The 21,544-nt window shown below is 61.8% G+C and carries 26 protein-coding genes; 9 read left to right on the top strand and 17 right to left on the bottom strand.

Translation table 11 applies throughout. The features are described 5' to 3' along the window. The first annotated feature begins 137 nt into the window (after positions 1-137). The 6 genes from C7I36_RS04815 (at position 138) to C7I36_RS17230 (ending at position 5,100) form a co-directional block, all read left to right on the top strand. Positions 138-380 (top strand): DUF997 family protein, encoded by a 243-nt coding sequence (locus tag C7I36_RS04815; RefSeq protein WP_106452602.1) that lies wholly within the window; start codon positions 138-140, stop codon positions 378-380. Beyond that, entirely contained in the window at positions 370-1,824 is a 1,455-nt protein-coding gene (gene panF / locus C7I36_RS04810; RefSeq protein WP_106452601.1) for a sodium/pantothenate symporter, read from the top strand. Before C7I36_RS04815 ends, panF begins: the two co-directional genes overlap by 11 nt. Before the next feature lie 132 nt (positions 1,825-1,956). After that, complete coding sequence (gene prmA / locus C7I36_RS04805; protein ID WP_106452600.1) at positions 1,957-2,835, top strand: 50S ribosomal protein L11 methyltransferase; 879 nt, start codon at positions 1,957-1,959, stop codon at positions 2,833-2,835. Between the two features lie 165 nt (positions 2,836-3,000). Further along, positions 3,001-3,966 carry a tRNA dihydrouridine synthase DusB gene (dusB, locus tag C7I36_RS04800; RefSeq protein ID WP_106452599.1) on the top strand — a complete coding sequence of 322 codons (966 nt, stop codon included), beginning with the start codon at positions 3,001-3,003 and terminating at the stop codon, positions 3,964-3,966. A 25-nt stretch (positions 3,967-3,991) separates the two neighbouring features. Further along, complete coding sequence (fis, locus tag C7I36_RS04795; protein ID WP_106452598.1) at positions 3,992-4,291, top strand: DNA-binding transcriptional regulator Fis; 300 nt, start codon at positions 3,992-3,994, stop codon at positions 4,289-4,291. 443 nt (positions 4,292-4,734) lie between these two features. Then, positions 4,735-5,100, top strand: a complete 366-nt coding sequence (locus C7I36_RS17230; protein ID WP_146137307.1) for a hypothetical protein — start codon at positions 4,735-4,737, stop codon at positions 5,098-5,100. Positions 5,101-5,142: 42 nt separating this feature from the next. On the opposite strand, the gene C7I36_RS04790 is transcribed toward C7I36_RS17230, so the two are convergent. From C7I36_RS04790 to C7I36_RS04715, 17 genes are all read right to left on the bottom strand, one after another. After that, positions 5,143-6,729 (bottom strand): hypothetical protein, encoded by a 1,587-nt coding sequence (locus tag C7I36_RS04790; protein ID WP_106452597.1) that lies wholly within the window; start codon positions 6,727-6,729, stop codon positions 5,143-5,145. Beyond that, positions 6,729-7,022, bottom strand: coding sequence for a bacteriocin (locus tag C7I36_RS04785; protein WP_106452596.1), 294 nt, complete (start codon positions 7,020-7,022; stop codon positions 6,729-6,731). Before C7I36_RS04785 ends, C7I36_RS04790 begins: the two co-directional genes overlap by 1 nt. A gap of 12 nt (positions 7,023-7,034) precedes the next feature. Further along, the gene (locus C7I36_RS04780) at positions 7,035-7,229 is read right to left on the bottom strand and encodes a hypothetical protein (protein WP_106452595.1); all 195 of its coding nucleotides are present in this window, start codon (positions 7,227-7,229) and stop codon (positions 7,035-7,037) included. Positions 7,230-8,317: 1,088 nt separating this feature from the next. After that, the gene (locus C7I36_RS04775; RefSeq protein ID WP_106452594.1) at positions 8,318-9,220 is read right to left on the bottom strand and encodes a hypothetical protein; all 903 of its coding nucleotides are present in this window, start codon (positions 9,218-9,220) and stop codon (positions 8,318-8,320) included. Positions 9,221-9,588: 368 nt separating this feature from the next. Further along, positions 9,589-9,762, bottom strand: coding sequence for a hypothetical protein (locus C7I36_RS17395; protein ID WP_181256299.1), 174 nt, complete (start codon positions 9,760-9,762; stop codon positions 9,589-9,591). 7 nt (positions 9,763-9,769) lie between these two features. Further along, positions 9,770-10,066 (bottom strand): addiction module antidote protein, encoded by a 297-nt coding sequence (locus C7I36_RS04765; protein WP_106452592.1) that lies wholly within the window; start codon positions 10,064-10,066, stop codon positions 9,770-9,772. After that, positions 10,059-10,358, bottom strand: a complete 300-nt coding sequence (locus tag C7I36_RS04760) for a type II toxin-antitoxin system RelE/ParE family toxin (RefSeq protein WP_425445030.1) — start codon at positions 10,356-10,358, stop codon at positions 10,059-10,061. The genes C7I36_RS04765 and C7I36_RS04760 overlap by 8 nt, the downstream gene beginning before the upstream one ends. A 405-nt stretch (positions 10,359-10,763) precedes the next feature. Next, complete coding sequence (locus C7I36_RS04755) at positions 10,764-12,152, bottom strand: helix-turn-helix domain-containing protein (protein ID WP_106452590.1); 1,389 nt, start codon at positions 12,150-12,152, stop codon at positions 10,764-10,766. A gap of 9 nt (positions 12,153-12,161) precedes the next feature. Continuing rightward, complete coding sequence (locus C7I36_RS04750) at positions 12,162-12,779, bottom strand: hypothetical protein (RefSeq protein ID WP_106452589.1); 618 nt, start codon at positions 12,777-12,779, stop codon at positions 12,162-12,164. Further along, positions 12,776-13,180, bottom strand: a complete 405-nt coding sequence (locus C7I36_RS04745; RefSeq protein WP_106452588.1) for a hypothetical protein — start codon at positions 13,178-13,180, stop codon at positions 12,776-12,778. The genes C7I36_RS04750 and C7I36_RS04745 overlap by 4 nt, the downstream gene beginning before the upstream one ends. After that, positions 13,177-13,455: a hypothetical protein gene (locus C7I36_RS04740; protein ID WP_106452587.1), complete on the bottom strand. Its 279-nt coding sequence runs from the start codon at positions 13,453-13,455 to the stop codon at positions 13,177-13,179. The genes C7I36_RS04745 and C7I36_RS04740 overlap by 4 nt, the downstream gene beginning before the upstream one ends. Further along, positions 13,452-13,622, bottom strand: a complete 171-nt coding sequence (locus tag C7I36_RS17225; RefSeq protein ID WP_146137306.1) for a host cell division inhibitor Icd-like protein — start codon at positions 13,620-13,622, stop codon at positions 13,452-13,454. The genes C7I36_RS04740 and C7I36_RS17225 overlap by 4 nt, the downstream gene beginning before the upstream one ends. 312 nt (positions 13,623-13,934) lie before the next feature. Then, entirely contained in the window at positions 13,935-14,411 is a 477-nt protein-coding gene (locus C7I36_RS04735) for a hypothetical protein (protein WP_106452586.1), read from the bottom strand. Between the two features lie 9 nt (positions 14,412-14,420). Continuing rightward, entirely contained in the window at positions 14,421-14,609 is a 189-nt protein-coding gene (locus C7I36_RS04730) for a helix-turn-helix transcriptional regulator (protein WP_106452585.1), read from the bottom strand. 99 nt (positions 14,610-14,708) lie between these two features. Then, positions 14,709-15,686, bottom strand: coding sequence for a hypothetical protein (locus C7I36_RS04725; protein WP_106452584.1), 978 nt, complete (start codon positions 15,684-15,686; stop codon positions 14,709-14,711). 96 nt (positions 15,687-15,782) lie between these two features. Further along, positions 15,783-17,006: a tyrosine-type recombinase/integrase gene (locus C7I36_RS04720; protein WP_106452583.1), complete on the bottom strand. Its 1,224-nt coding sequence runs from the start codon at positions 17,004-17,006 to the stop codon at positions 15,783-15,785. 310 nt (positions 17,007-17,316) lie between these two features. Further along, positions 17,317-18,024 carry an inorganic diphosphatase gene (locus tag C7I36_RS04715; protein WP_106452582.1) on the bottom strand — a complete coding sequence of 236 codons (708 nt, stop codon included), beginning with the start codon at positions 18,022-18,024 and terminating at the stop codon, positions 17,317-17,319. 361 nt (positions 18,025-18,385) lie between these two features. Here C7I36_RS04715 and fdhA point away from each other — a divergent pair, with 361 nt between their 5' ends. The 3 genes from fdhA to C7I36_RS04700 all read left to right on the top strand — a co-directional run. Continuing rightward, positions 18,386-19,585 (top strand): formaldehyde dehydrogenase, glutathione-independent, encoded by a 1,200-nt coding sequence (gene fdhA, locus C7I36_RS04710; protein WP_106452581.1) that lies wholly within the window; start codon positions 18,386-18,388, stop codon positions 19,583-19,585. 324 nt (positions 19,586-19,909) lie between these two features. Then, complete coding sequence (locus C7I36_RS04705; RefSeq protein WP_106452580.1) at positions 19,910-20,401, top strand: formate dehydrogenase subunit gamma; 492 nt, start codon at positions 19,910-19,912, stop codon at positions 20,399-20,401. Next, on the top strand, positions 20,401-21,544 hold a 1,144-nt coding region (locus C7I36_RS04700; RefSeq protein WP_106452579.1), incomplete at its 3' end, for a formate dehydrogenase beta subunit. The genes C7I36_RS04705 and C7I36_RS04700, both read left to right, overlap by 1 nt.

Raw genomic sequence — 21,544 nt, 5'->3', positions numbered from 1 at the left:
CCGTCTTTGGAGCGCGGGCAACCTGCCCGCCATTTGCCGCGCAGGAGCGACCTGGCCCCCGCCTTCGCTTTCCGGCCTCCTGATTGTTCCCCCATTCCCACACTGGTATGCTGCGCGCCCCTGAAGGAGCCCTTGTCATGAATCCCATTGTATCCGTCGCCCGCCGGGAAGCCCTGTTCAGCGTGCTGCTGGCGCTGCTGTATCTGGCCGGCTGGGCCGCCACCGCTTACCTGGTACCGCCGGACCTGAGCCTGGCCGGCTGGCCGCTGTGGTTTATGCTCAGTTGCCTGTTCAACCCACTGCTGTTCACCCTGCTGTGCCTGCTGATGGTGCGCTATGGCTTCAGGGCCGTCAGCCTGGGGGAACAACATGAACCCTGAGCTGATCGTCCCTTTGCTGCTGTACCTGGCAGCCATGCTGGGCCTCGGCGTCTGGCTCGGGCGCCGCCCGCCCGGAGCCCACTTTGTGCAGGACTATTTCCTCGGCAACCGCTCCATGGGCGGCTTTGTGCTGGCCATGACCATGGTGGCCACCTACGCCTCCGCGTCCTCCTTTATCGGTGGCCCCGGCGCCGCCTACCGCATGGGGCTGGGCTGGGTCTTGCTGGCGATGATCCAGGTGCCCACCGTCTGGCTGACCCTGGGCGTGCTGGGCAAACAGTTCGCCCACATTGCCCGCCGGGTGGAGGCACTCACCATCAACGACATGCTGCAGGCCCGCTACCAGAGCCCGCTGGTGGTGCTGCTGGCCGGCCTTGGCCTGCTTGCCGCCTTCGTCGCCACCATGGTGGTGCAGTTTATCGGCGGGGCCCGGCTGCTGGAAACCGTGACCGGCCTGCCCTACCAGGGCGGACTGATGCTGTTTGCCGGCTCGGTGCTGTTGTATACCCTGGTCGGCGGCTTTCGCGCCGTGGTGGTGACCGATGCGGTGCAGGGCGTGCTGATGCTGCTCGGCACCCTGGTGCTGCTGGCCGGGGTGCTGCACGCCGGCGGTGGGGCGGCGGCCCTGTTCGCCGAGCTGGCGGCCATCGATCCCGACCTGGTCAGCCCGCGCGGGCCGGACGGCGCCCTGGGCGTCAGCTTTATGCTGTCGTTCTGGGTGCTGGTGTGTTTCGGAGCCATCGGCCTGCCCCATTCGGCGGTGCGTTGCCTGGCCTATAAAGACAGCACCGCCATGCACAGGGGCATTGTCATCGGTACCCTGGTGGGCGCCGTGCTGATGTTCGGCATGCATTTCGCCGGGGCCCTGGGCCGGGTTCTGGTGCCCGACCTCACGGTGCCCGACAAGGTGATGCCCACCCTGATGCTGACGGTACTGCCGCCGCTGCTGGCCGGCCTCTTCCTGGCCGGGCCCATGGCCGCCATCATGTCGACCATCGATTCCCAGTTAATCCAGGCCTCGGCCACCCTGGTCAAGGATCTCTACCTCAATCACCTGTGCAAGACTCCGCCCACCCCGGCCGCCATTCGCCGGGGCAGCAAGCTGGTCACTCTGGTGCTGGGACTGATCGTTCTGGCGGCGGCCCTGAGCCCGCCGGACATGATCATCTGGCTCAACCTGATGGCCTTCGGCGCCCTGCAGGCCATCTTTTTCTGGCCGCTGGTGCTGGGCCTCTACTGGTGGCGCGGCAACAGCGCCGGGGCCCTGGCCTCCATGCTGACCGGGGCGGTCAGCTACAGCCTGCTGCTGCACTTTGGCGTCAAGCCCCTGGGCCTGCATGCCATAGTGCCCAGCCTGGCAGCCTCCGGCCTGGCCTATGTGCTGGCCTCGCTGCTGACCGCGCCGCCCACCGCCGAGGTACGCGCCCTGTTCGGCCGGCCATAAAAAAAACGCCCCGGCCGGCAGGCCGGGGCCGAATCCACAGCCCGATTCACAATGGTAAGGTTCGCCCGCCGGCAGGACAGCGAGCCGGCCCAATGCTAGAATCGGCGTTTTACAGCTTTATGAAACAACGCCATGCCCTGGATACAAATTCGCATCAACGCCACCGAAAAGACCGCCGACAAGGTCAGCAATATGCTGATGGGTCGCGGCGCCCAGGCAGTGACCTACATGGATGCCGAAGACAAGCCGGTGTTCGAGCCCCTGCCCGGCGAAACCCTGCTGTGGGACGACACCGTGGTGATCGGCCTGTTCGACGCCGAAACCGATCCGGCGCCGGTGATCGACTTTATGCGCCAGTTCTACCGCAAGGATCTGGTGTACAAGGTGGAGCAGCTGGAAGACAAGGATTGGGTACGGGAGTGGATGGACAGCTTCCATCCCATGCGTTTTGGCCGGCGGTTGTGGATTTGCCCGAGCTGGCGCGACGTGCCCGATCCCGACGCGGTGAACGTGATGCTGGATCCGGGCCTGGCTTTCGGCACCGGCACCCACCCCACCACGGCGCTGTGCCTGGAATGGCTGGACGGCCAGACGCTGGAAGGCAAAACCGTGATCGACTTCGGCTGCGGCTCGGGTATCCTCGGGCTGGCGGCACTCAAGCTCGGCGCCAGGGAAGTGATCGGCATCGATATCGATCCCCAGGCACTGCAGGCCAGCCGCGACAATGCCGGGCGCAACGGCGTGGCAGAGCGGCTGCGCGTCTACCTGCCCCAGGAACAACCCGCCGGCCTGCAGGCCGACGTGGTGGTGGCCAATATCCTGGCCGGGCCGCTGCGTGAGCTGTCTCCCCAAATAAGCCAGCTGGTCCGCCCGGGTGGCCGGCTGGCGCTGTCGGGCATCCTCGAAAGCCAGGCCGAGGCCCTCAACGAGGTCTATGGCCGCTGGTTCGATATGCAGCCGCCGGTCATCCGCGAAGAATGGGCCCGGCTCGACGGTATCCGCCGCAACTGAGTCCTGTTTTCCGGCCGGAGCCCCGGCCGGAGGCCGCTTTTTTGCGCACTTTGGCTCCCCGCCCCTTGACTTATAAAAATTTGCGCGCCGGTTAATTTGTGACCTTTTCAGCACCCATAAAAATGCGTAAGATACGCGACCCTGAGCCGAGATAGCCGTACTCTCATGGATATTGGTCCTTATACGTTGCCTGCTCCCTTGCTGGTGGCACCCATGGCGGGGGTAACCGACCGACCCTTCCGGACCCTGTGCCTGCGCATGGGCGCCGGTATGGCGGTGTCGGAAATGATGTCCTCCAACCCCAGGCTGCGGGACTCCGACAAGTCACGCCGACGCATGGACCATGAAGGAGAAACCGGCATCCGGTCCGTCCAGATTGCAGGGGCAGATCCGGCGCTGATGGCCGATGCGGCCCGGTTCAATGTGGACCAGGGCGCACAGATTATCGACATCAACATGGGCTGCCCGGCAAAGAAGGTCAACAAGAAGATGGCGGGCTCCGCTTTGCTGCAATACCCGGAACTGGTCGAGGCTATCGTCAGTGCCGTGGTCGAAGCGGTAGCGGTGCCGGTCACCCTGAAGATCCGTACCGGCTGGGATCCGGAACACCGCAACGGCGTGCAGATTGCCCGCATCGCCGAACACTGCGGTATCCGGGCCCTGGCCGTGCACGGCCGTACCCGCGCCTGCATGTACAGGGGCGAGGCGGAATACGATACCATCAGGGCAATAAAACAGGCCGTCTCCATCCCCGTTATCGCCAACGGAGATATAAACAGTCCGCAAAAGGCGCGTTTTGTACTGGATTACACCGGCGCCGACGCCGTGATGATCGGTCGGGCTGCCCAGGGACGGCCATGGATTTTCAGAGAAATCCGCCACTTTCTCGAGCAGGGCACCCTACCCGCACCGCTCCCCAGGGACCAGGAGCGGGCCATGATCCGGGAACATGTTGCCGCACTGCACGAGTTTTACGGTGAGGTAATGGGCGCACGGATCGCCCGGAAACATGTGGGTTGGTACCTGCAGGAAAGTGACGCGGGCCGTGACTTTCGCAGTGATTTCAACGCTCTCGAGGACGCCGGGCAACAGCTCGACGCCCTGGAGCAGTATTTCGCGAATATAGCTTAACGAACAAAAGAAGAGCAGACTGAATATGTTCGAACAAACTCCGACTTCCGAAGCACTGGTTACTACTACCAAATCCCCGACCTCCGAGCAGCCGACCCAGCGCCCGCTGCGCAACTCGGTGGAGCAGGCCCTGCGCAACTACCTGTCCCAGCTCAACGGCCAGGAAGTCACCGAGCTGTACGAGTTGGTCCTCGCCGAAGTCGAAGCCCCCATGCTGGACGTGATCATGCAGTACACCCGCGGCAACCAGACCCGCGCCGCCAACATGATGGGCATCAACCGCGGTACCCTGCGCAAGAAGCTCAAGAAATATGGCATGAACTGATAGCTTGACTACAAGTTATTGATAGCAAAGGCGCTTTACCTAAACGGTGAGCGCCTTTTCTGCTAATGTAGCGCACCATGTAGCGCACGACACAAAGTGTCCTATCTGCAGTGTATAGCCTGCCACGCCCCATCCCGCTTTCAGCCCCCCTTTATCGCCCTCTGATCACCAGCGCCAGCGGGCCCACAAATCGGCGCCCAAAGTGTCCGCCCCCTGCTTGAGCCCTTGCCCTACCTGCTTCTCAAATCGGCGCCCTATTCGGCGCTGGCGCTCGCTGGCCAGCATCTCTACTCTTGACCATGGTGGCGCCGCCACACCGTTGCAGATAGGTAGACCTGGCCTTCTTTAACTCCGGTTCTTGCTTGTTCTCTGCCGCTCTGGCGATAAACTCAGATGGCAAGCACAGGGACTGAGTTGGTCTGTTGAGATGATGGGATATGACAATGAAAATATTGATGTATGGACTTTTGGCGGTGGGATTGGCGGGGGCCTACTCGAGTATAGGCAACGCAGATGAATGGGCGAGCTCAGCGTCTACACCGGGGCATGGAAGGATGGAAGTTGTAACCAATTACCTAATTTTCTCTTCCGGTAAATATTATGACGTGGAGATACCTCGTCGAGTTGCGTCCGGAAGAAAAATATCCATTCGATACCTCAAGGATGGCGAATGGGTACAAGATAGCTTTGTTGTTGCGGGCATCAGCACCAAAAAGGATCTGTGCCGCCTACATAACAAATTACCTTCCAAGCTCAGCACCTCCCAGGGTGACACTATTTATATTCAGCCATGCCGATATCAACCGTGACCGCCAGGCAGTAGTGGGCGGCCGCGCTGGCCGCCTACTTCGTCAGCGGTTGATCGAGGGGTAAGCGTTACGCCAAGCGTCCGCTAACCGCCCTTGAGCCGCCGGCTGGTTGCCGGGGGTGGCATTGTTGAGGTACGGACGGGCTACTGCGTTGATAAACTCCTTTTCCGTGGTCCGCACATCACCGGGAGGAATGTCCATGGCTTCCCTCAGGCTGGGCGCCGAGCCCAGTGATGGGGTTGCTCCGGTCCAGCCTTGCTTCTGCTGCCCGCCCTTGCCGGCAATCCTTTCCTCGATACCGGCGGCCACGGCGTTTTGCTGCTGCTCTTGCGCCTGTAGTTGCATTCGCTGGTAAGCCATATCGATCAACTCAGGGTCATCAGCCAGCGCCTTCAGCTCACCGCGCTCAGCCAGCGCCTGCAGGAACTGCTGGCGGCCAGGGTCTTTTCCTGCCCACGCCGTCAGCGGATCACCCTGCTCACCACCTTTGCCGCCCACACCGTAGAGCGTCTGTATGCTGCCCAGCGCTTCGTCGCGCCGGCCGGTCGCCTGCGTCAACGCGGCTTCCTGCTGCTCCGATGACATCTCCTGATATTCACGGGAGCCGATCAATCTGGTGATCGCCTTTTCCGACTCCAGCAGGTAATCCTTGGCGGCGCCTTTGTAGCCTTTGTGGTCCGGCCCTTCGGTGAAGCCCAGCTTCTCCTGAATACCACTATTCACTACCGCCTGGCTCAGGTAGGTATGCTGCCCCAGGTAGTTGCCCAGCGTGGGAATAGTGAAGTGCTTGATGGGGTCCTTCTGGTCAGGGCTGCGGCCTTCGGTGACCGGCTTGCGCTCGGTGGTGCCATCATCGTAGGTGACCGCCAGGTTGATGGCAAAGCGCGGCACACCGTCCTCCCCCGGCGGCAGCGGCATAAAATCGCTGAACTCGGCCTTGGTGATCATCTTGCCGGTGGTCGGGTCGATCTTGCCCTCCACCTTGCTGGCGTCCCCTCTGGTGATCACCTTCATGGCACTGGTGATCTCGGGGCTGTTGATGCGCTGGTGTAACGCCCGGGGCTCCATGGCATCCAGTTCACCGGCTGCCCCTTGCTTGATGATGCCGTCCAGCTCACGCAGTGCGGTTTGCCCGGCCTGCAGTGCCTCGCTGTTGTACAGGCCAATGTTGAACTTGCCGGCGCGGGGATCGGTGGCAATTCGCATTTCATCATCCGTCAGCGGCTGGCCGGCGGCGGCTTTCTCATAAATCACCGAAAACAGTGGCGCGTGCTCTTCCTGGAACCGCTGCCGCTCCACCTGCTCAACCTCAAACTGCTGCGCCCTGGCCAAACGAGCCTCCTGCTGCTTTTGCAAGGAAAGCGTGCGATTGCGGTAATCCTGATCGGCGGCAAATTGCCTCAGCCCCTGATCATGAGTTCTATCGTTCTCAAAATCCTTTCGCTTTGCCCTACCTTCCGTGTGCTTCATGTCCCATTGCTTGTAGTCGTGGTCGCGCTGGCTTTCCAGCTCACGCAACCCCATCAGCTTGTCGGCCCGCGCATCTTCCTTCTTGCCGCGCTGGTAGCCGTCCATCATCTGGAATCCAGAAATGAACCCGCTGGCCAGTGAACCCAGTCCTTCCGCCATCAGAATAACCCTCCTGCAATCAAGCCAATGGCCGCGCCAGCCGCCATGCCTACCGGTCCCGCCGCCGCGCCGAACTTGGCGCCCATGGCGGCGCTGCCCATGCCGGCCATCATGCCGGTGGCGGCACCCAGGCCGGCCATGCTCATCTGGTTCTGCTTGGTCATCGCCTTCTGCTGCTCTTTCATCTGCTTGTTCATCAGCTCGCGCTGCTGGGCAGCTTCGTCCGCCTGGCGCAGCCCGTCCAGCGCCTGCTGGCGGGTTTGCGCACCAATATCCAGAATGCCGTATCCCATAATGCTGTTTCCTCATTGAATGTTGGTGGAGTGATGCTCAATAAACCCGGACTGACCTTCTGCCCAGGCTTCAGGAAAACGCCGCTTAAAGTAGTCATCATACTCGGCCCGCCTCATGCCACTGCCAGTGCCGGTGGCGAAAGGGCCGCCAGTTATCAGCTCGTCGACTGCCAAAGCAATCTCATCGCTGTTCTCTTGCTTGCTCACGATTTTTCTCCTGTTGCCAGAAACGAAAAAGCCCCGGCGGTGAGGCCAGGGCTGGTTGGTCATGGATAGGCAAATATCCCATGATGGAGACAGGCTAACGCCGGGAGATCACCGAATCAATACGCTCTTCCGGCCACCTCTGCCGGTGCTGCGCACTCGCTGCGCATTGTCTGTGCGCAACTGCGCAGTTGGATGCGCAGTGCGCAAACAGGACGAACCCTTTGTTGATAAGGCTTTCATCCACTCCATCCGCCGCCGTCTATGTTCACCCACAACAACTGGTCGGAGCAGATTGCGCAGTATCGCCAAACTGGTCTGACCTAGTGGTTGCGCAGTACCTGGTACAGATATTCCGTCTTCTCCCTGTGAGCTGTCACCTGAACTGTCGGGTGAACTGTCGCCGCTCCCCGCTCCAGCCCGGCCTTCCCTGGGCTTGGAAGTGTCGGGTAATGTGTCGGGTAAAGTGTTGCTGTTTCCACTCTGGGCCTTGCCGACGCTGGCGTTGAATGTGTCGGGTAAAGTGTCGGGCAATGTGTCGCCCGGCCAGAGGGCCCTGATCCGGGGCACCCCTACGCGCGGGGAATGTCGTTGCAGCTGACGGGCCAGCGCCTGCCGAAGTTCGGGGCACCCCTACGCGCGGGGAATGTCGGGATAGTCCCATCCCCCCTGCTCTGGCTGGCGTGCTGGGGGCTCGTTTCCAGGAGCGATACCCGCCCACTCCCCAAGTAGGGGGCGTTCGGTAGGGTGGGCATTTCGCCCTCCCTGCTGCGTCAGCCTTCTATGTGCGATCGCTCCGATGTACCCGAAACAGGTACACAGCGGGGTTGCTGCCGGGTGTCACGGATTTGGTGACAGCGTTGTCACTGGTTTGGTGACACTCTGGCCCGGCCCGGTTGTGTGCCGCTTTGGTACACCTTCCCGTGTTCCAATTTGGTACATGAGCGGTAGCCCCTGGCCGGCGGGTGCGATCCATCAGGTTTCCCCATTTCGGGTAATGTTTCCCCATCCTGGGGAGCAAAGCTTTACCGTTCCTGTAAAGGTTTTACAGGGTCTGTAAAGACTCGGGCTTGTGTAGCCATTGCCCACAATCACAGGCTTAGCAGGTTCTCGAGGGTGGCATCAAAGTGCTGGCTGTCCTTGCGGTCATGGTCGATCAGGTACCGTAACACCGCCTTGGCTTCGGCCTTGTGGCGGGGGCGGATCTCGGCCAGCAGCGACACGGTGAAGTGCTCGCGGGCATATACTTCTTCCGGTCCATCCCAGCCCGTGGCCGCATGGCGCAGCCGGTACAGGTCATCCCAGAAAGCCAGTTCGTTAAGGCAGTCTTCCAGGGTGTGCGGCATCAGCTCCGGGTGCCGGCGGAACCGGGCGGCGGCGTCTCCGTCATCAATGCCGTCATGCCGGCCAGCCCTTGCGCCTTTCAGCACGCGCACACAGAAACGATCGGCTTCGGTCATCATGTCCGGATCATCACCGAAGCGGGCGGCGGCCTCGGCTTGGCTGATGGCCTTCGCTCTGGTGCGCTCGGCCAGCCCTCGCAGGTTGGCAAAGCCGATGGAGCCGAAAGCGGCGGTCATGGTGTTGCCGGTGCTGGCAAGCAGGTATTGGGCATAACGGCTTTCCAGTTCCCTAGGCGGGGTCTTGATGCGCTCGGCGGCGGCCAGGGCCTTCTCTATTAACGCCGGGTTGCCGGTCTGGATGGTCTCGCGCAGCCACAGCACGGCGTCCAGCTCCTTATCCCCGGTCTGGGCCCGCTGCTCTGGCAGCGTCACGGCGGCCACGCTGGTGGCTGTGGTGCCTTGCAGGGGCGGCAGGGTGAACAGCTCCCGGTGCTTGGGGTTGTCGCTGAATGCGCCCGAACGCCGGGCTATGGTCTTCACGGTGCCAACGGGCAAGCCAAGCAGCTCGGCGACCTCGGTGAAGGAATGGCGGCGCTTCAGCTCGATGATTTGCTGGCGCTGCTCTGGTGTGGTGGTGCTGGGTCTGGCCATGTGGTTTGAATCCGGTGGTTTCAATGTGGTGATTGTATCATCATTTGAATCCAGCGGTTTCAATTCGGCGGCACGCCTGAAAAATCAGGAGCGTGGCCATCGCTGGGATTTCAGCAGTGAAGCAGGCGGCCCTTTACTACGAAAATTTCGTAGTAAAGGGACTGCGTTCGACGGGGAGCCATTCGAGAGCTCGGCGGGAAAGGCCGGCAGGTGGTAGGCAGGGCCGGCCAAGAGACAGCAACAAGCACTGTATACCCACACAGAACCGGTAAGCGACCTTGGTTTAGGGTCGTTTTGGCAAATAACCCCCGACTTGGGGGTGTTTTTCACCCCTGTTTCGGGGGTGTTCCAACAGTGTGGCCTGCCTCTCAGCCGGCCGGCTTTTCGTTCTCAGGCATCAACCGGGACAAGTCCATGGTCTTCAGCATTTCCACGTTCGCCTTGTGCCGGCGTCGCTTGTCCTGCCGCAGAGACTCGATCTCATCAAGGGTCAGCAGCCTGGGGGTTAGCTCTCCGGCGGGCAATTGCCGTTTGGGCTTCATGGCGCGGTCAGTGATGCTCAACATGAGCCCGGGCGGTAATGTCCACACCCAGCGCCTTGGTCACCGCCATGATGGTCCTCAGGGTCGGATTGCCCCGCTCGCTGAAGCTCCGGTAAAGCTGTTCGCGGGACAGGCCGGTTTCCCTGGCCAGTTCGCTCATGCCCCGGGCACGGGCGGCAATGCCGATCGCCTTGGAGATGTAAGCGGCGTCCCCGGTCTCCAGCGCATCGGAGATAAACTCAGCAATGGCCTCCGGGCTGCTCAGGTACTCGGCGGGGTCAAACTCGGTGAATGTTTCAGCCATGGTGCTGTTCCCTCCATTCCTTCAATATCTGGTGAGCGGTATCAATATCCCGGCGCTGGCTGCCCTTGTCGCCGCCGCACAGCAGCAACACCAGCACGTCACCCTGCTGGTAGTAGTAAACCCGGTAGCCCGGCCCGTAGTGAATGCGCAGTTCGCTGACGCCCTGCCCCACCGGGGCCGCGTCGCCGGCCAGGCCGGCAGCCAGCCGGTTGATCCGGGACACTACCCGGGCCCTGCCGGTATCGTCCTTCAGCTTTTTCAGCCACTGCCGGAACTTGGTTGATTCGATCACCTTCATGGCGTGAATTGTAGTTTATAACCTACACAGGAGCAACAGACACAGGCATGGGATTCACCCGGCCGGCCATGGCTGTTATGCTGCGACTCAGCCCGTGAACCCAGTCAACACGGCCAAAGCCCTGAAGCCTGCCCAGCGTCAGGGCTTTTTCTTGCCTGCGGTTCCCGGCTGCGCTCGCCGGCGTTGCCGGCCTGGCCGCCCGGTACGCTGTGCCGGTAGTGAGGCTCCGCGGTCGTTGTTGGCCTTTCGCCCAAATTTCGCCGTCGGCGACCACTTGTGCTGTCACCCCTTGGGAATCCCTTTAATGACAAAGGGCTGGTATATAAACATATAAGAGCACACATCATTTCACCCCCTGGGCAATGGCCATCATATAAAGGGACACATCCTGTCCACCCTTCAATTCTGGGTGTTCAGTATCAGTTGAACGGTTCGTTTGCTCACTCCCAACCGATCGGCCACTTGCTGCCGGCTCAAGCCCTGGGCGGCCAGTTCGCGAGCCTGTTGCTGGCGCTCCGCCTGGGTGCGCTGGCGCTCCTGCTGATACTGGGCGGCAGCCCTGACCCCCTGGCTTCTTCTGCGCTTCTCCATCCGCTTGGCGTGACGTCGCAGTTTCTCCGGCTTGCCGATCAGGGTTAGCATATGGCCCTGCTCCCGCTCGGTAATGGCCAGGTCGTCGATAATGCGGGCATTGGTCAGCCGGTAACGCTGGTTCTGCCTGCTGCTGGCCGGGTGCCCCACGCTCTCCCGAAACCGCGTCAGCAGGGCGCCCAGCCGCACCGGCAGCCGCTCGAGAGCATACTTGCCGTGCGGGTCGTTGAAGCATTCGGCGGCGTACTGCTGGCACTCCCTGAGTAGCGTCCGCTCGTCGTGGCAGAAGTCGGCGGCGGCCTGGGCAAAGGCAAACAGGGCCCGGGCCCGGTGCTCACTCAGCCCTTCCCGCAGGGCCGCCAGGGTTTTCAGATCCTCCATTCGGGCGGCGGCCAGGGTGCGGGCATTGAGCAACTGCCTCACACTCTGCCGGTCCCCCTCTGGCCGCCGGCGCTCGCCCGGGGCCCGCTTCACCGGGGCCGGGTAAGTGCGCTCGTACCACCGGAGCAAGGGCCGCTCCAGCTCGGCGAAGTCTACGGGCTGCGCCAGCTGCGCATAACTCACCTGGTGGCCGTTGCGCTGGTTCACACTGCCGGCCAGCCGCAGCACCCGGGCGGCGTCCCGTGCCTTGGGATCGGCGCCAAAGTCCGCCAGCCGCCGGATAAGCAGATCCTCCACCCGTTGCCAGCGGCCAAGGATCTTGGTTCTCAGCTCGGCCTGGGCGCTGCCTTTGCCCTTGTCGGTACCGATGAAAAAGGGCGCCTTAAGCGCCCATATCAGGTAGATGCCCCGGCCACTGTCGGCGGCCAGGGTCGGCAAGGGTAAATCCCCCGCATTCTCCAGCACGGCCTGTAGCCGCTCCCGATAGCTCAGCCCGACCAGGGCCGGGATCTGGTAGGTGTCCAGATCCACAAAGCAGGCGTTCAGGTGGGTGATGTTGGCCACGCTGCGCCGGCGGAAGGGGGCGATCCCGTTCTGGCCCAGGTACACATCCGCGGCGCCGATGGCGGCCAGCCGCTCGGCTTCATCAGGCGCCAGCACCGGCGGATAGCTGAACTCCCGCCAGCACTCGCCGTTCACGGCAATGGCGATATGGCTCGCCTTGGCGCCAGAGGCACTGTGGATTAGCCGGACATGCTCCCGGGGACCAAAGTCCAGGGCATACTGGTTCAGCCTGGCTTTACGCTGTGCGTTCATCCGACCCCCTCAGTGCAAAACGGCTCGGGGCCGGCCCGACTCGATAGCGGGTAGATGACCCTGCGCGGTCTCGGCCAGCTCCGCCAGCAGCGCGTCCAGCACCTCCAGCGCCACTGGAGAAAGGCCGCTCGCCCCCATCATGCCCATGTACAGGGCAAGGGCCTGTTGTTCGCCCTGCTCCCGGCCCAGAGCCGCTATCATGGTCCCTTCGATATGATCCCGCATAGCCAGGCGCAAGGCGTTGGGGTCCATGGGCAGCCCGGCCCGCTCGCCGGGGAGAATGTCTTGGCAATGCTCATGGTAACGATGGGCCAGCAGGCCACGCAGCAGCGGCAGATCGGCAGGCACAAAGGGCTCGCCCCACGGCTTGGCCCTCAGCCCGTGCGCCAGCAGGGTATCCCGGCCCCGCCAAGGCACCAGGTACTCAGCCTGCGGCACTTCGGTGTGGTCGTAGTAGTCCAGGCCATCCAGCCGGCAGGGCAGCCCATCGAGCAGGGCCGCCAGCTCTGCCACAAGCTCGCCTTCGCTGGCGCCGGTATGGAAGGGGCCCAGCCGGAACGGCCAGCGGTTGAACACCGTCAGCTCGATGGTGAAAGCCCCCTGGGCGTAATGCGGGTGCTCGCTCATTCGCCGCCCCCTTCCTGCCAGGCGCCGCGCAGGCTCTGGGCACCAAGCCAGACCTTCGGCACTCGGTAACCCTCGAGCGGCGGGATCACCTCGCCGTCATCATCAAGGCGGGTGGTAAAGTGAACGGCCTTGTCGACGTAAGCGGAGCCGGCCAAGGCGGCGCTGGCCTCAGTGACGATCTCGTCTTGGCTTTTGCCGTAGGCCAGGAAAGGCCCGTAGCCATGAACGTCACCCTCTACCGTGGTACAGCAGATGATAAACTCGAGCGGGCGGCGGGAGCCCTCGGCGGCGGCAGAGCGGAACAGCTCAAGCTGGCGCTGGTATTCGGCGTATTGCTCCTGGGCGTCCTGGGTGGCCGGGTCCAGTTGGTAACGCTGGCAAAACTCGGTGAAGGGCTTCATTTCCGGCCCTCCTGCTCTGCGGCTTGGATATGGATAGACAGCATCGTGTTCATGTTCAGCGTGTCGCTGATCACTCCCCCAAGCTCATTCAGCAAGTAGCCGGTACAGGCGGCGGTCTCTTTTCCCAGTTCGCCCGCATCGGCAGCCGTGAACAGCAGCTCGCCAAGTGCCTTCACGCCCAGTCCAAGATTGGTCAGGCGCTCGTTGTTGCGCGAAATCTCGCCCTTGGCGACCTCGACAGGGGTGTTTTTCGGGATGGTGATCAAACGGCTCATGCTGCCACCTCCAGCCCGGCAGGGCGGCGACCGGCAAACACCAGCGGCAGGCCGGCCAGGTGAGCGCGGGCCTCCGCTTCGGTGCGGCCATAGGCGGAAATGGTGCGAATGCGGGAAAGCTCGGCCAGCTTGCGGCCTTGGGCAACGATCAGAAAGGTGTAGATCATGACGGTGGTTCCTATGTGCAATGCGACATAGGCGGATCGGGTAGCCGCAAAGCAGTGCTCACATAGGAAAGCACAGCGGGGGCGTTTTCTTTGGCTCCCGACCCATGCCCCCGAAACAGGGAAGTCACGGCCGCCATGATTGGCCGCCGTGGGGGAATGGGGTTCAGATTGTCCTATGTGAGTCACAGCCTGCGGGTGCTTAATCCGCCTGCCTTGCTGGTTGCTTAAGCCAGCACTGGCGATGATACACAGGGAAACCGGGGGACACAATGCCCCCTCGTGGGAATAGCGAATCATGGGGAAAGCTCCGGGTCAGGCGCTGGCGGTGGCCGCAGTGCTAGCTGCAGTGATGGTGGGTAAATCCGGGTACCGGCCGGCGATGCGGGTCATTCGTTCCGGCGACAAAGTCGGCGCATTGCGCTTTCGCCGCTGGCGGTTTACATCCGCCAGCACCTTGAGGCAATCGGCCCGGGTCTGAATCCGCCAGCGGTTATGCCGCCCATCATTGGTGCCGTTGGCATCCTGGCCCGCATCCAGTTTAATCCCCAGCTCGCGCTCAAGCAGCGACGGTATATTCCGGCTGGACGTGGCCCCGCTATGGTTCAGCATACTGAGCACGGTCACGCCCTCCGGAGACTCGGCCAGGAATAAGGCAACCCGCTCCCGAATTGTTGCCGGGCTGCTCACTGGCTCCCGTTCGGTGCCGGTGCTACCATTACCGAGCGTTATGCTGCTGTGTTGAAGGGCTTGGACTTGTGCGGAGTTCAGGCCCTTTTTGCTGTCTGTCATGCGGCCCCCTTATGCGGCTTTCAGGCCAGAAATCCATTTCTGAATATCCGACTCGCGCCAGCGGGTGGTGCCGCCCAGCTTTACGCTTTTCGGAAACTTGCCGGCTTTCTCCCAGCGCCAGATCGATACCCGACTGGCGGGTACCAGAGCTTGAACCTGCTTTACGTTTAACAAACGGTCTTGATGTATAGCGTCCATAAATCCCCCCGTGGGTTGCTTGTTGTTACAGGGGGATTCTGTGATCTTCCGGTGGGGGATTCTTGTCAGGTGCCAAGAATATTCTTGGCTGACAAGAATTCAGTTCTTCGGGGGCGGATACTGCAGGATTTTAAGGGCAGCAGAAATGTCCTTATTCAGGTTCTCCAAGCGCTCGGCACTCAACCCCAGCTTCTGGGCTTTATCGATTACAGCCCCTTTGATGCCCGCCATGTTGATGTTGTTCTCGCCCTTCCTCATCCGGGGATCATCGGTGTTCTCGTAGAGCAGGATGGCCATCACGCCCAGCACATCAAACCAACGGTCTTCATTGATAAGCGGCTTGGTCTGGCTTTTACCTGCTGGAGAGTCCGTTTCTTCCCCTTGCAGAATGCGCCTTTCAAGATCCAGCAGGGCCTCAGTGCGCACCACCCACAAGGCATCTTCCGGCAATGTCGCGGCAGGGTAGTAATCCCTTTCGCTAAAAGGCTTTGGCCGCTCAAAACTGGGGAGCTTGTCACTGGGAAGATCACTGAACCGATCTTGCAACTGGTAGTAATCACCCCCAGCATCTATAACAAAGACCCCCTCCAAACAGTGCAAGGTAATCTCGGGGCCACCTGTCAGCATCTGATAGCGGTGCTCAACATCAAGCCGTTCAGCTCCGATCAGAGGAAGATCAAAAACCTCGCCACCCTCGCCCAAACTCACAACCGCGGTATATTTATAGGGTGAGATAAGATCCGTGAAATTATTTTTAATAATAAAATCTGCGACATGAGCACTCATCTTAAAATGCTCAACCAAGATATCAAGCATAAGAGGATCACATAAGCTAGCAGCCTCTTTCCTCAGCTCTCCCATGAGAAGCCTGGCAACCAGATTAGAGTAATCCTCGTCGACCTCCGCTCTCTTTTTAGACACCGCTTTGTTTGGAAAAGATACGGATAAGATAAGATGGCCATCCAATGCCAGCCTGAGCACATCCGCCTCAGTCACCTTCTCACCAAAAGAGCTACTAAGCCTGTCGGCGGCCTCTGGTACGGTCAGCCATTTCTTGAGCTGGAACAGCTTTGACATGTTATCGCTACCTCTGCGGCCCTGAAAAAGGTGCCGGGGCAGGCTGGCAGGGTTCACCAGCTTTTCGGGGCGTCCCCCTATTCCCGGCAAACTCGGTTATGCGGTGCGGTTGAATGAAGCCGGGATCACGTTGTCCGGCGCTTCGGCCAGCAGTTCCAGGCGGTCAAGCCAGCGGTTCAGCACCTCCAGCTTTTCCGGCAGGTACTGGCTACGGTTGTACACGGCGAACACGCCGCTCAGCTCATGCCCGGCCAGCAGCTCCACCACATGGGGCGGGGCGCTCAAGTCGGCGTTCTTGGTGATAAAGGTGTGTCGCAGACTATGGAGTGACCAGGGCTCCCGGTGCTTCAGCCGTTTGTAAAAGGTACGGCCCTGCTGGCTCACGGCCTCGGGCTTCTTGAGCTGGCCCAGCAGATACGGGCCTTCATTACTGCGACGCATTTCTTCCAGCCAAGGGATCGCCCGTTCGGGAATGGGCCGGACAATGCGGGTGCCGGTCTTGCTGTTGACCTCGGGTACAGTCCACAGCCGGGCGTCAAAATCCCACTCATCCCAGGTTGAAAGCCGCACTTCCTGGGTGCGGGCGCAAAACACAGTGATCAGCCTGAGCAAGTCCCGGTAATAGGGCTGGACGCCGTTGTTATCGAGCCAGCGCCACAGGCTGCCCAGTTCTGCATCGGTGAGTACCCGGTCCCGCTTGCCCTGCTTCTTGCCCACGTCCGGTATCGTCAGTCCTTCCAGGGCGGTACTGGTGGCGTAGCCGCGACGGTCGCAGTAGCGCAGCGCCTGCTTGCACATCTGCAGCACATAGCCGGCGGCCACGGGTGAACCGCTGTGACTAATTCGCTCCAGGACAGTGAGCCACTGGCGGCGGTCGGCCAAATTCAGCGGCAGCTTGCCGATATGAGGGAAGATGTGGACCTCGAGCTGGCGCCGGTGCTTCTCGTGATTGGTGCGGTTGTGGGCGGCGTAGTTGTCCAACCAGTATTCCAGGGCGTCCCGAACCGTGACCGGCTTCAACGTTTCCTGTGCTTCGGCATTGAGCTTGAAGCGCGGGTCTTCATTGTTGGCCAACCACTCCCGGCACTGCTCACGCAGCTTGCGGGCGGCAGCCAGGGACAGCCCGGGGTAACTCCCAAGGGGAAGTTTATCTTCCTTGGTGCCCCTGCCCCCCAGTCGGTAACGGAAATACCAGGCAAGGGTGCCGCCTTTGGTCAGCTTGCAGCTAAGCCCCTGCCCGTCTGAAACCCACTGATCGCGCTCAGGCGGGTTGCGTATCATCCGCTTTATCTTGTTGTCGTTCAGCTTGTTGGTAGCCATACGCCCCCCTTTCCGTGTAGCGCACCATGTAGCGCACATTCCCGAGTGTCAAAGGGTACACCTATGAACCAACATGCAACAAGGTAAAACAATAAGCCTATATAAATCAGGAATTTAAAAACATGCAAAAAAACTGAATGAAGCAGTATGTAGCGCACTGAAACCCATAATGCGACAATATGGCATGAACTGATAAAAATCAGTCAAGATATTGATTTTTAAGGCGTTAATCCGAAGGGGTTAACGCCTTTTCCATTTACGTGATACCCCACGTAGCACACATTGGCCGGCGTCGCCAGCCAGCCCGGGCCTAGCGCGAGGCCTCAAAGTGGGCGGCGGCGCTGTTCAGCACCTTGTGGGCTGATTCTGCGTCTTCAAACCCCAGCCCTTCCATGCCACCGTCCGGCCCCTTATAGTTGGCAAACCACAGATCAATAATCTGGCTGGCTCCGGGATATTCTTCATCCAGTTGCGCCATGCTCTCGATATGGGAAAAGGGCGAGTCGTTTGCCAGTACGGCAATCAGCTTGTCATCCTGCTCGCCGCCATCCAGCATTTTCAGCACGCCAATCACGCGGACACTGGCCACCTCCCCCCGAGGCACCGCCTGCCCGAGCACGATCACATCCAGCGGATCACCGTCGCCACCCAGCTCCTTGGGCAAGGCCGTGCCGGGAATGGCGCCGTAGTTGCCCGGGTAACCCAGATAATTCACCACCCGCGGCTGGCCATTTTTATACTCCCAATACACCGCCTTGGGATCTTCCTTGCTCACTTCCCACTTGGCCGAAGTACCGGCCGGGATTTCAATAATGGCATTGACCATGCCGTCCTCGTTAATGGCCTTGAGCTCCATCAAATCGGCCTTGCCCACCAGGGTGAAGTCGTCCTTCACCGTCATGGCGGCGGCATGGGGAGTGGTGCCCGAAAAAGCCAGGCCACCCAGAGCATTGGCATTAACCGCACCGGACAACACCACCAGGCTGGCAGCGGCAGAGAATGTCAGGATTTTTTTCATATGACTCAACTCCTTGAAAAAGAACCGGATCAATATGCAAATAAAAAATGACGTTCTGATTACAGGGCGGCCAGCGCTTCAGATACCCGGCGGGATAGCTTTTTTTAATACCGTCATTAATTAATACAATTTTAACATTATGCCATTCTGCCCTAGTCTGGCACCGGGAGCGCGGCCCGGTTCGCCGCGCAGCCAGGGCCATGTCTTGTTTTGACAAGTGGGTGTCTTAATCAGCAATGTTGCAAAAGGGTTTCGGCAGTCTACTGGGAGCCTGCCGGAGGAGGCGATACGACCTCCCGGCTCGGTACGTTCCGGCCCGGCGCCGGGGCGTCAAACCCGTTAAGCAAGAAGGATGCTGAACATGTGTGCGATACAGGGTAACAGGGGTGTGGTCTATACCGGTCCCGGCAAGGTCGAGGTCCAGTCTATCGCCTTCCCCGAGCTGTCTCTGGGCAACAGGGCCTGCCACCACGGGGTGATCCTCAAGGTGGTGTCCACCAACATCTGCGGCAGCGACCAGCACATGGTGCGCGGCCGTACCACGGCGCCCTCCGGCCTGGTGCTGGGCCACGAGATCACCGGCCAGATCATCGAATGCGGCCGCGACGTGGAATTCCTCAAGGTGGGCGACATCGTTTCGGTGCCCTTCAACATCGCTTGCGGCCGTTGCCGCAACTGCAAGGAAGGCAAGACCGGCATCTGCCTGAACGTGAACCCGGCCCGTCCCGGCGCCGCCTACGGCTACGTGGACATGGGCGGCTGGGTCGGCGGCCAGTCCGAATACGTGATGGTGCCCTACGCCGACTTCAACCTGCTGAAGTTTCCGGATCCCAACCAGGCGCTGGAGAAGATCCGCGACCTCACCCTGCTGTCGGACATCTTCCCCACCGGCTTCCACGGCTGTGTGACCGCCGGCGTCGGCCCGGGCTCCACCGTCTATATCGCCGGCGCCGGCCCGGTGGGCCTGGCTGCGGCCGCCTCCGCCCAACTGCTGGGCGCCGCCTGCGTGATCGTCGGCGACATGAACCCGGAGCGCCTGGCCCAGGCCCGCAGCTTCGGTTGCGAGAGCATCGACCTGCGCGAAGACGGCTCGATGGAAGACAAGATTGAAGCCATCCTCGGCGAGCGGGAAGTGGACGCCTTCGTCGACTGCGTCGGTTTCGAGGCCCATGCCTGCGGCTGCAACCATGGCAAGGAAGCGCCGGCCACCGTGCTCAACTCGGCCATGCAGCTGACCCGGGCCGGCGGCCAGATCGGCATTCCCGGCCTGTATGTCACCGAGGATCCGGGTGCGGCGGACGAGGCGGCCAAACAGGGCGCGCTCAGCATGCGCTTCGGGCTGGGCTGGGCCAAGTCCCACTCCTTCCACACCGGCCAGTGCCCGGTGATGAAGTACCACCGTCCCCTGATGCAGGCCATACTTTTTGATAAGGTCCAGATCGCCAAGGCGGTGAACGTGCAGGTGATCTCCCTGGATCAGGCGGTGCAGGGCTACGCCGATTTCGACGGCGGCGTGGCCAAGAAATTCGTGATAGACCCCCACGGCATGGTCGCGGCCTGAGCCTGTTACGATGCAGCACAGAGACCACAGGGTCACCTCCGCCGACACGCTGCAAGCACATCCATGTGGCGCTCGGCACATGCCATCCCTGGCATGTGACGGTCGGTGGAGGCAATCCCTGTTGCCTCTTTCTAAGCACCGACGCCGCCTGAGGGCCGAATACACCAGATCTCAGACAGGCTCTTAACCGGTGGGCCAGCGGTGTCCGCCCCGATGGGCCCCCGCCTGCGCGGGGGTGACGAGGGGGAAACCCGAGTTCAAGAGCAATACCACCGGCTCCAGGCCCTACCGGAGCCGGCATTTGACAATAACAAGGTTGATACTATGGAAGATAAGCAAACAGCAATGGACCATACCCTAGAGCAACTGGTCGGCTCCCTCAAACATCTCCCCGGCGCCCTGTTGCCTATCTTGCACCGTATCCAGGACCATTTCGGCTATATTCCCGACGCCGCCACCCCCATCATCGTCCGCGAGCTGCGCATCACCGCCGCCGACGTGCACGGGGTGGTGAGCTTCTACCACTACTTCCGTACCGAACAGCCGGGCCGGCATGTGGTGGAGATCTGCCGCGCCGAGGCCTGCCAGGCCCGCGGCGCCCGCGAGCTGGAGCGCCACGCCAAGGCCAGCCTGGGCATCGACTACCACCAGACCACTCCCGGCCGCGACATCACCCTGAAGGCGGTGTACTGCCTCGGCAACTGCGCCTGCGGCCCCTCGGTGCGGGTGGGCAAGCAGATCAAGGCGCGCATGACCCCGGCCCGGTTCGAAGCCCTGGTAAACGAACTGACCACCTACAAACTGGAGCTGAACTGATGAGCCTGCGCATCTTCGTTCCCTACGAGACCACGGCCCTGTCGCTCGGCGCCGAGGACGTGGCGACCCTGATCCGGCGCGAGGCCGCTGCCCGCGGCCTCGATATCGAACTGGTCCGCAACGGTTCCCGCGGCCTGTGCTGGCTGGAGCCCCTGGTGGAGGTGGACGACGGCCGCGGCCGCCGCGCCTTCGGCCCGGTGGCGCCGGAGGACGTGGCCTCGCTGTTCGAACACGGCTTCGGCGACGACCATCCCCTGGCCCAGGGGCCGACCGAGGAGATCCCCTACCTCAAGCGCCAGCAGCGGGTCACCTTCGCCCGCATCGGCGTCACCGATCCGGTGTCGCTGGCGGACTACCGGGCGCTGGGCGGCTTCGACGGCCTGGAAAAAGCTATCCACCGCACGCCCCAGCAACTGGTGGACACGGTCAAGGCCTCGGGCCTGCGCGGTCGGGGCGGGGCGGCCTTTCCCACCGGCATCAAGTGGCAGACGGTGCTGGACGCCAAAGGCGCGCAGAAATACATCGTCTGCAACGCCGACGAGGGCGACTCCGGCACCTTCGCCGACCGGCTGGTGATGGAGTCCGATCCCTACATGCTGATCGAGGGCATGATCATCGCCGGGCTCGCCGTGGGCGCCACCCAGGGCTACATCTACCTGCGCGAGGAATACCCCCTGGCCCATGAGCTGTTGAACACCGCCATCGAGCGGGCCCGGGCGGCCGGCTATCTGGGGCAGGACATCCTGGGCTGCGGCCGCGCCTTCGAGCTGGAGGTGCGGCTCGGCGCCGGCGCCTACATCTGCGGCGAGGAGACCTCCCTGCTCGAAAGCCTGGAAGGCAAGCGCGGCATGGTGCGCGCCAAGCCGCCGCTGCCGGCGATCAATGGCCTGTTCGGCCAGCCCACGGTGGTGAACAACGTGCTGAGCTTCGCCGCCGTGCCGTCCATCCTGAGCGAGGGGCCCGAGCATTACGCCAGCTTCGGCATCGACCGTTCCAAGGGCACCCTGCCGTTCCAGCTGGCCGGCAACCTCAAGCGCGGCGGCCTGGTGGAGCTGGCCTTCGGCCACCGCCTGCGCGAACTGATAGAAGACTTCGGCGGCGGCACCGAGAGCGGCCGGCCGGTGCGGGCGGTGCAGGTGGGCG

This window comes from Zobellella taiwanensis, assembly GCF_003012795.1.
Classification (GTDB): domain Bacteria; phylum Pseudomonadota; class Gammaproteobacteria; order Enterobacterales; family Aeromonadaceae; genus Oceanimonas; species Oceanimonas taiwanensis.
Note: the sequence above shows the minus strand (reverse complement) of the source record. Positions and strands in the feature narration are given on the sequence as shown.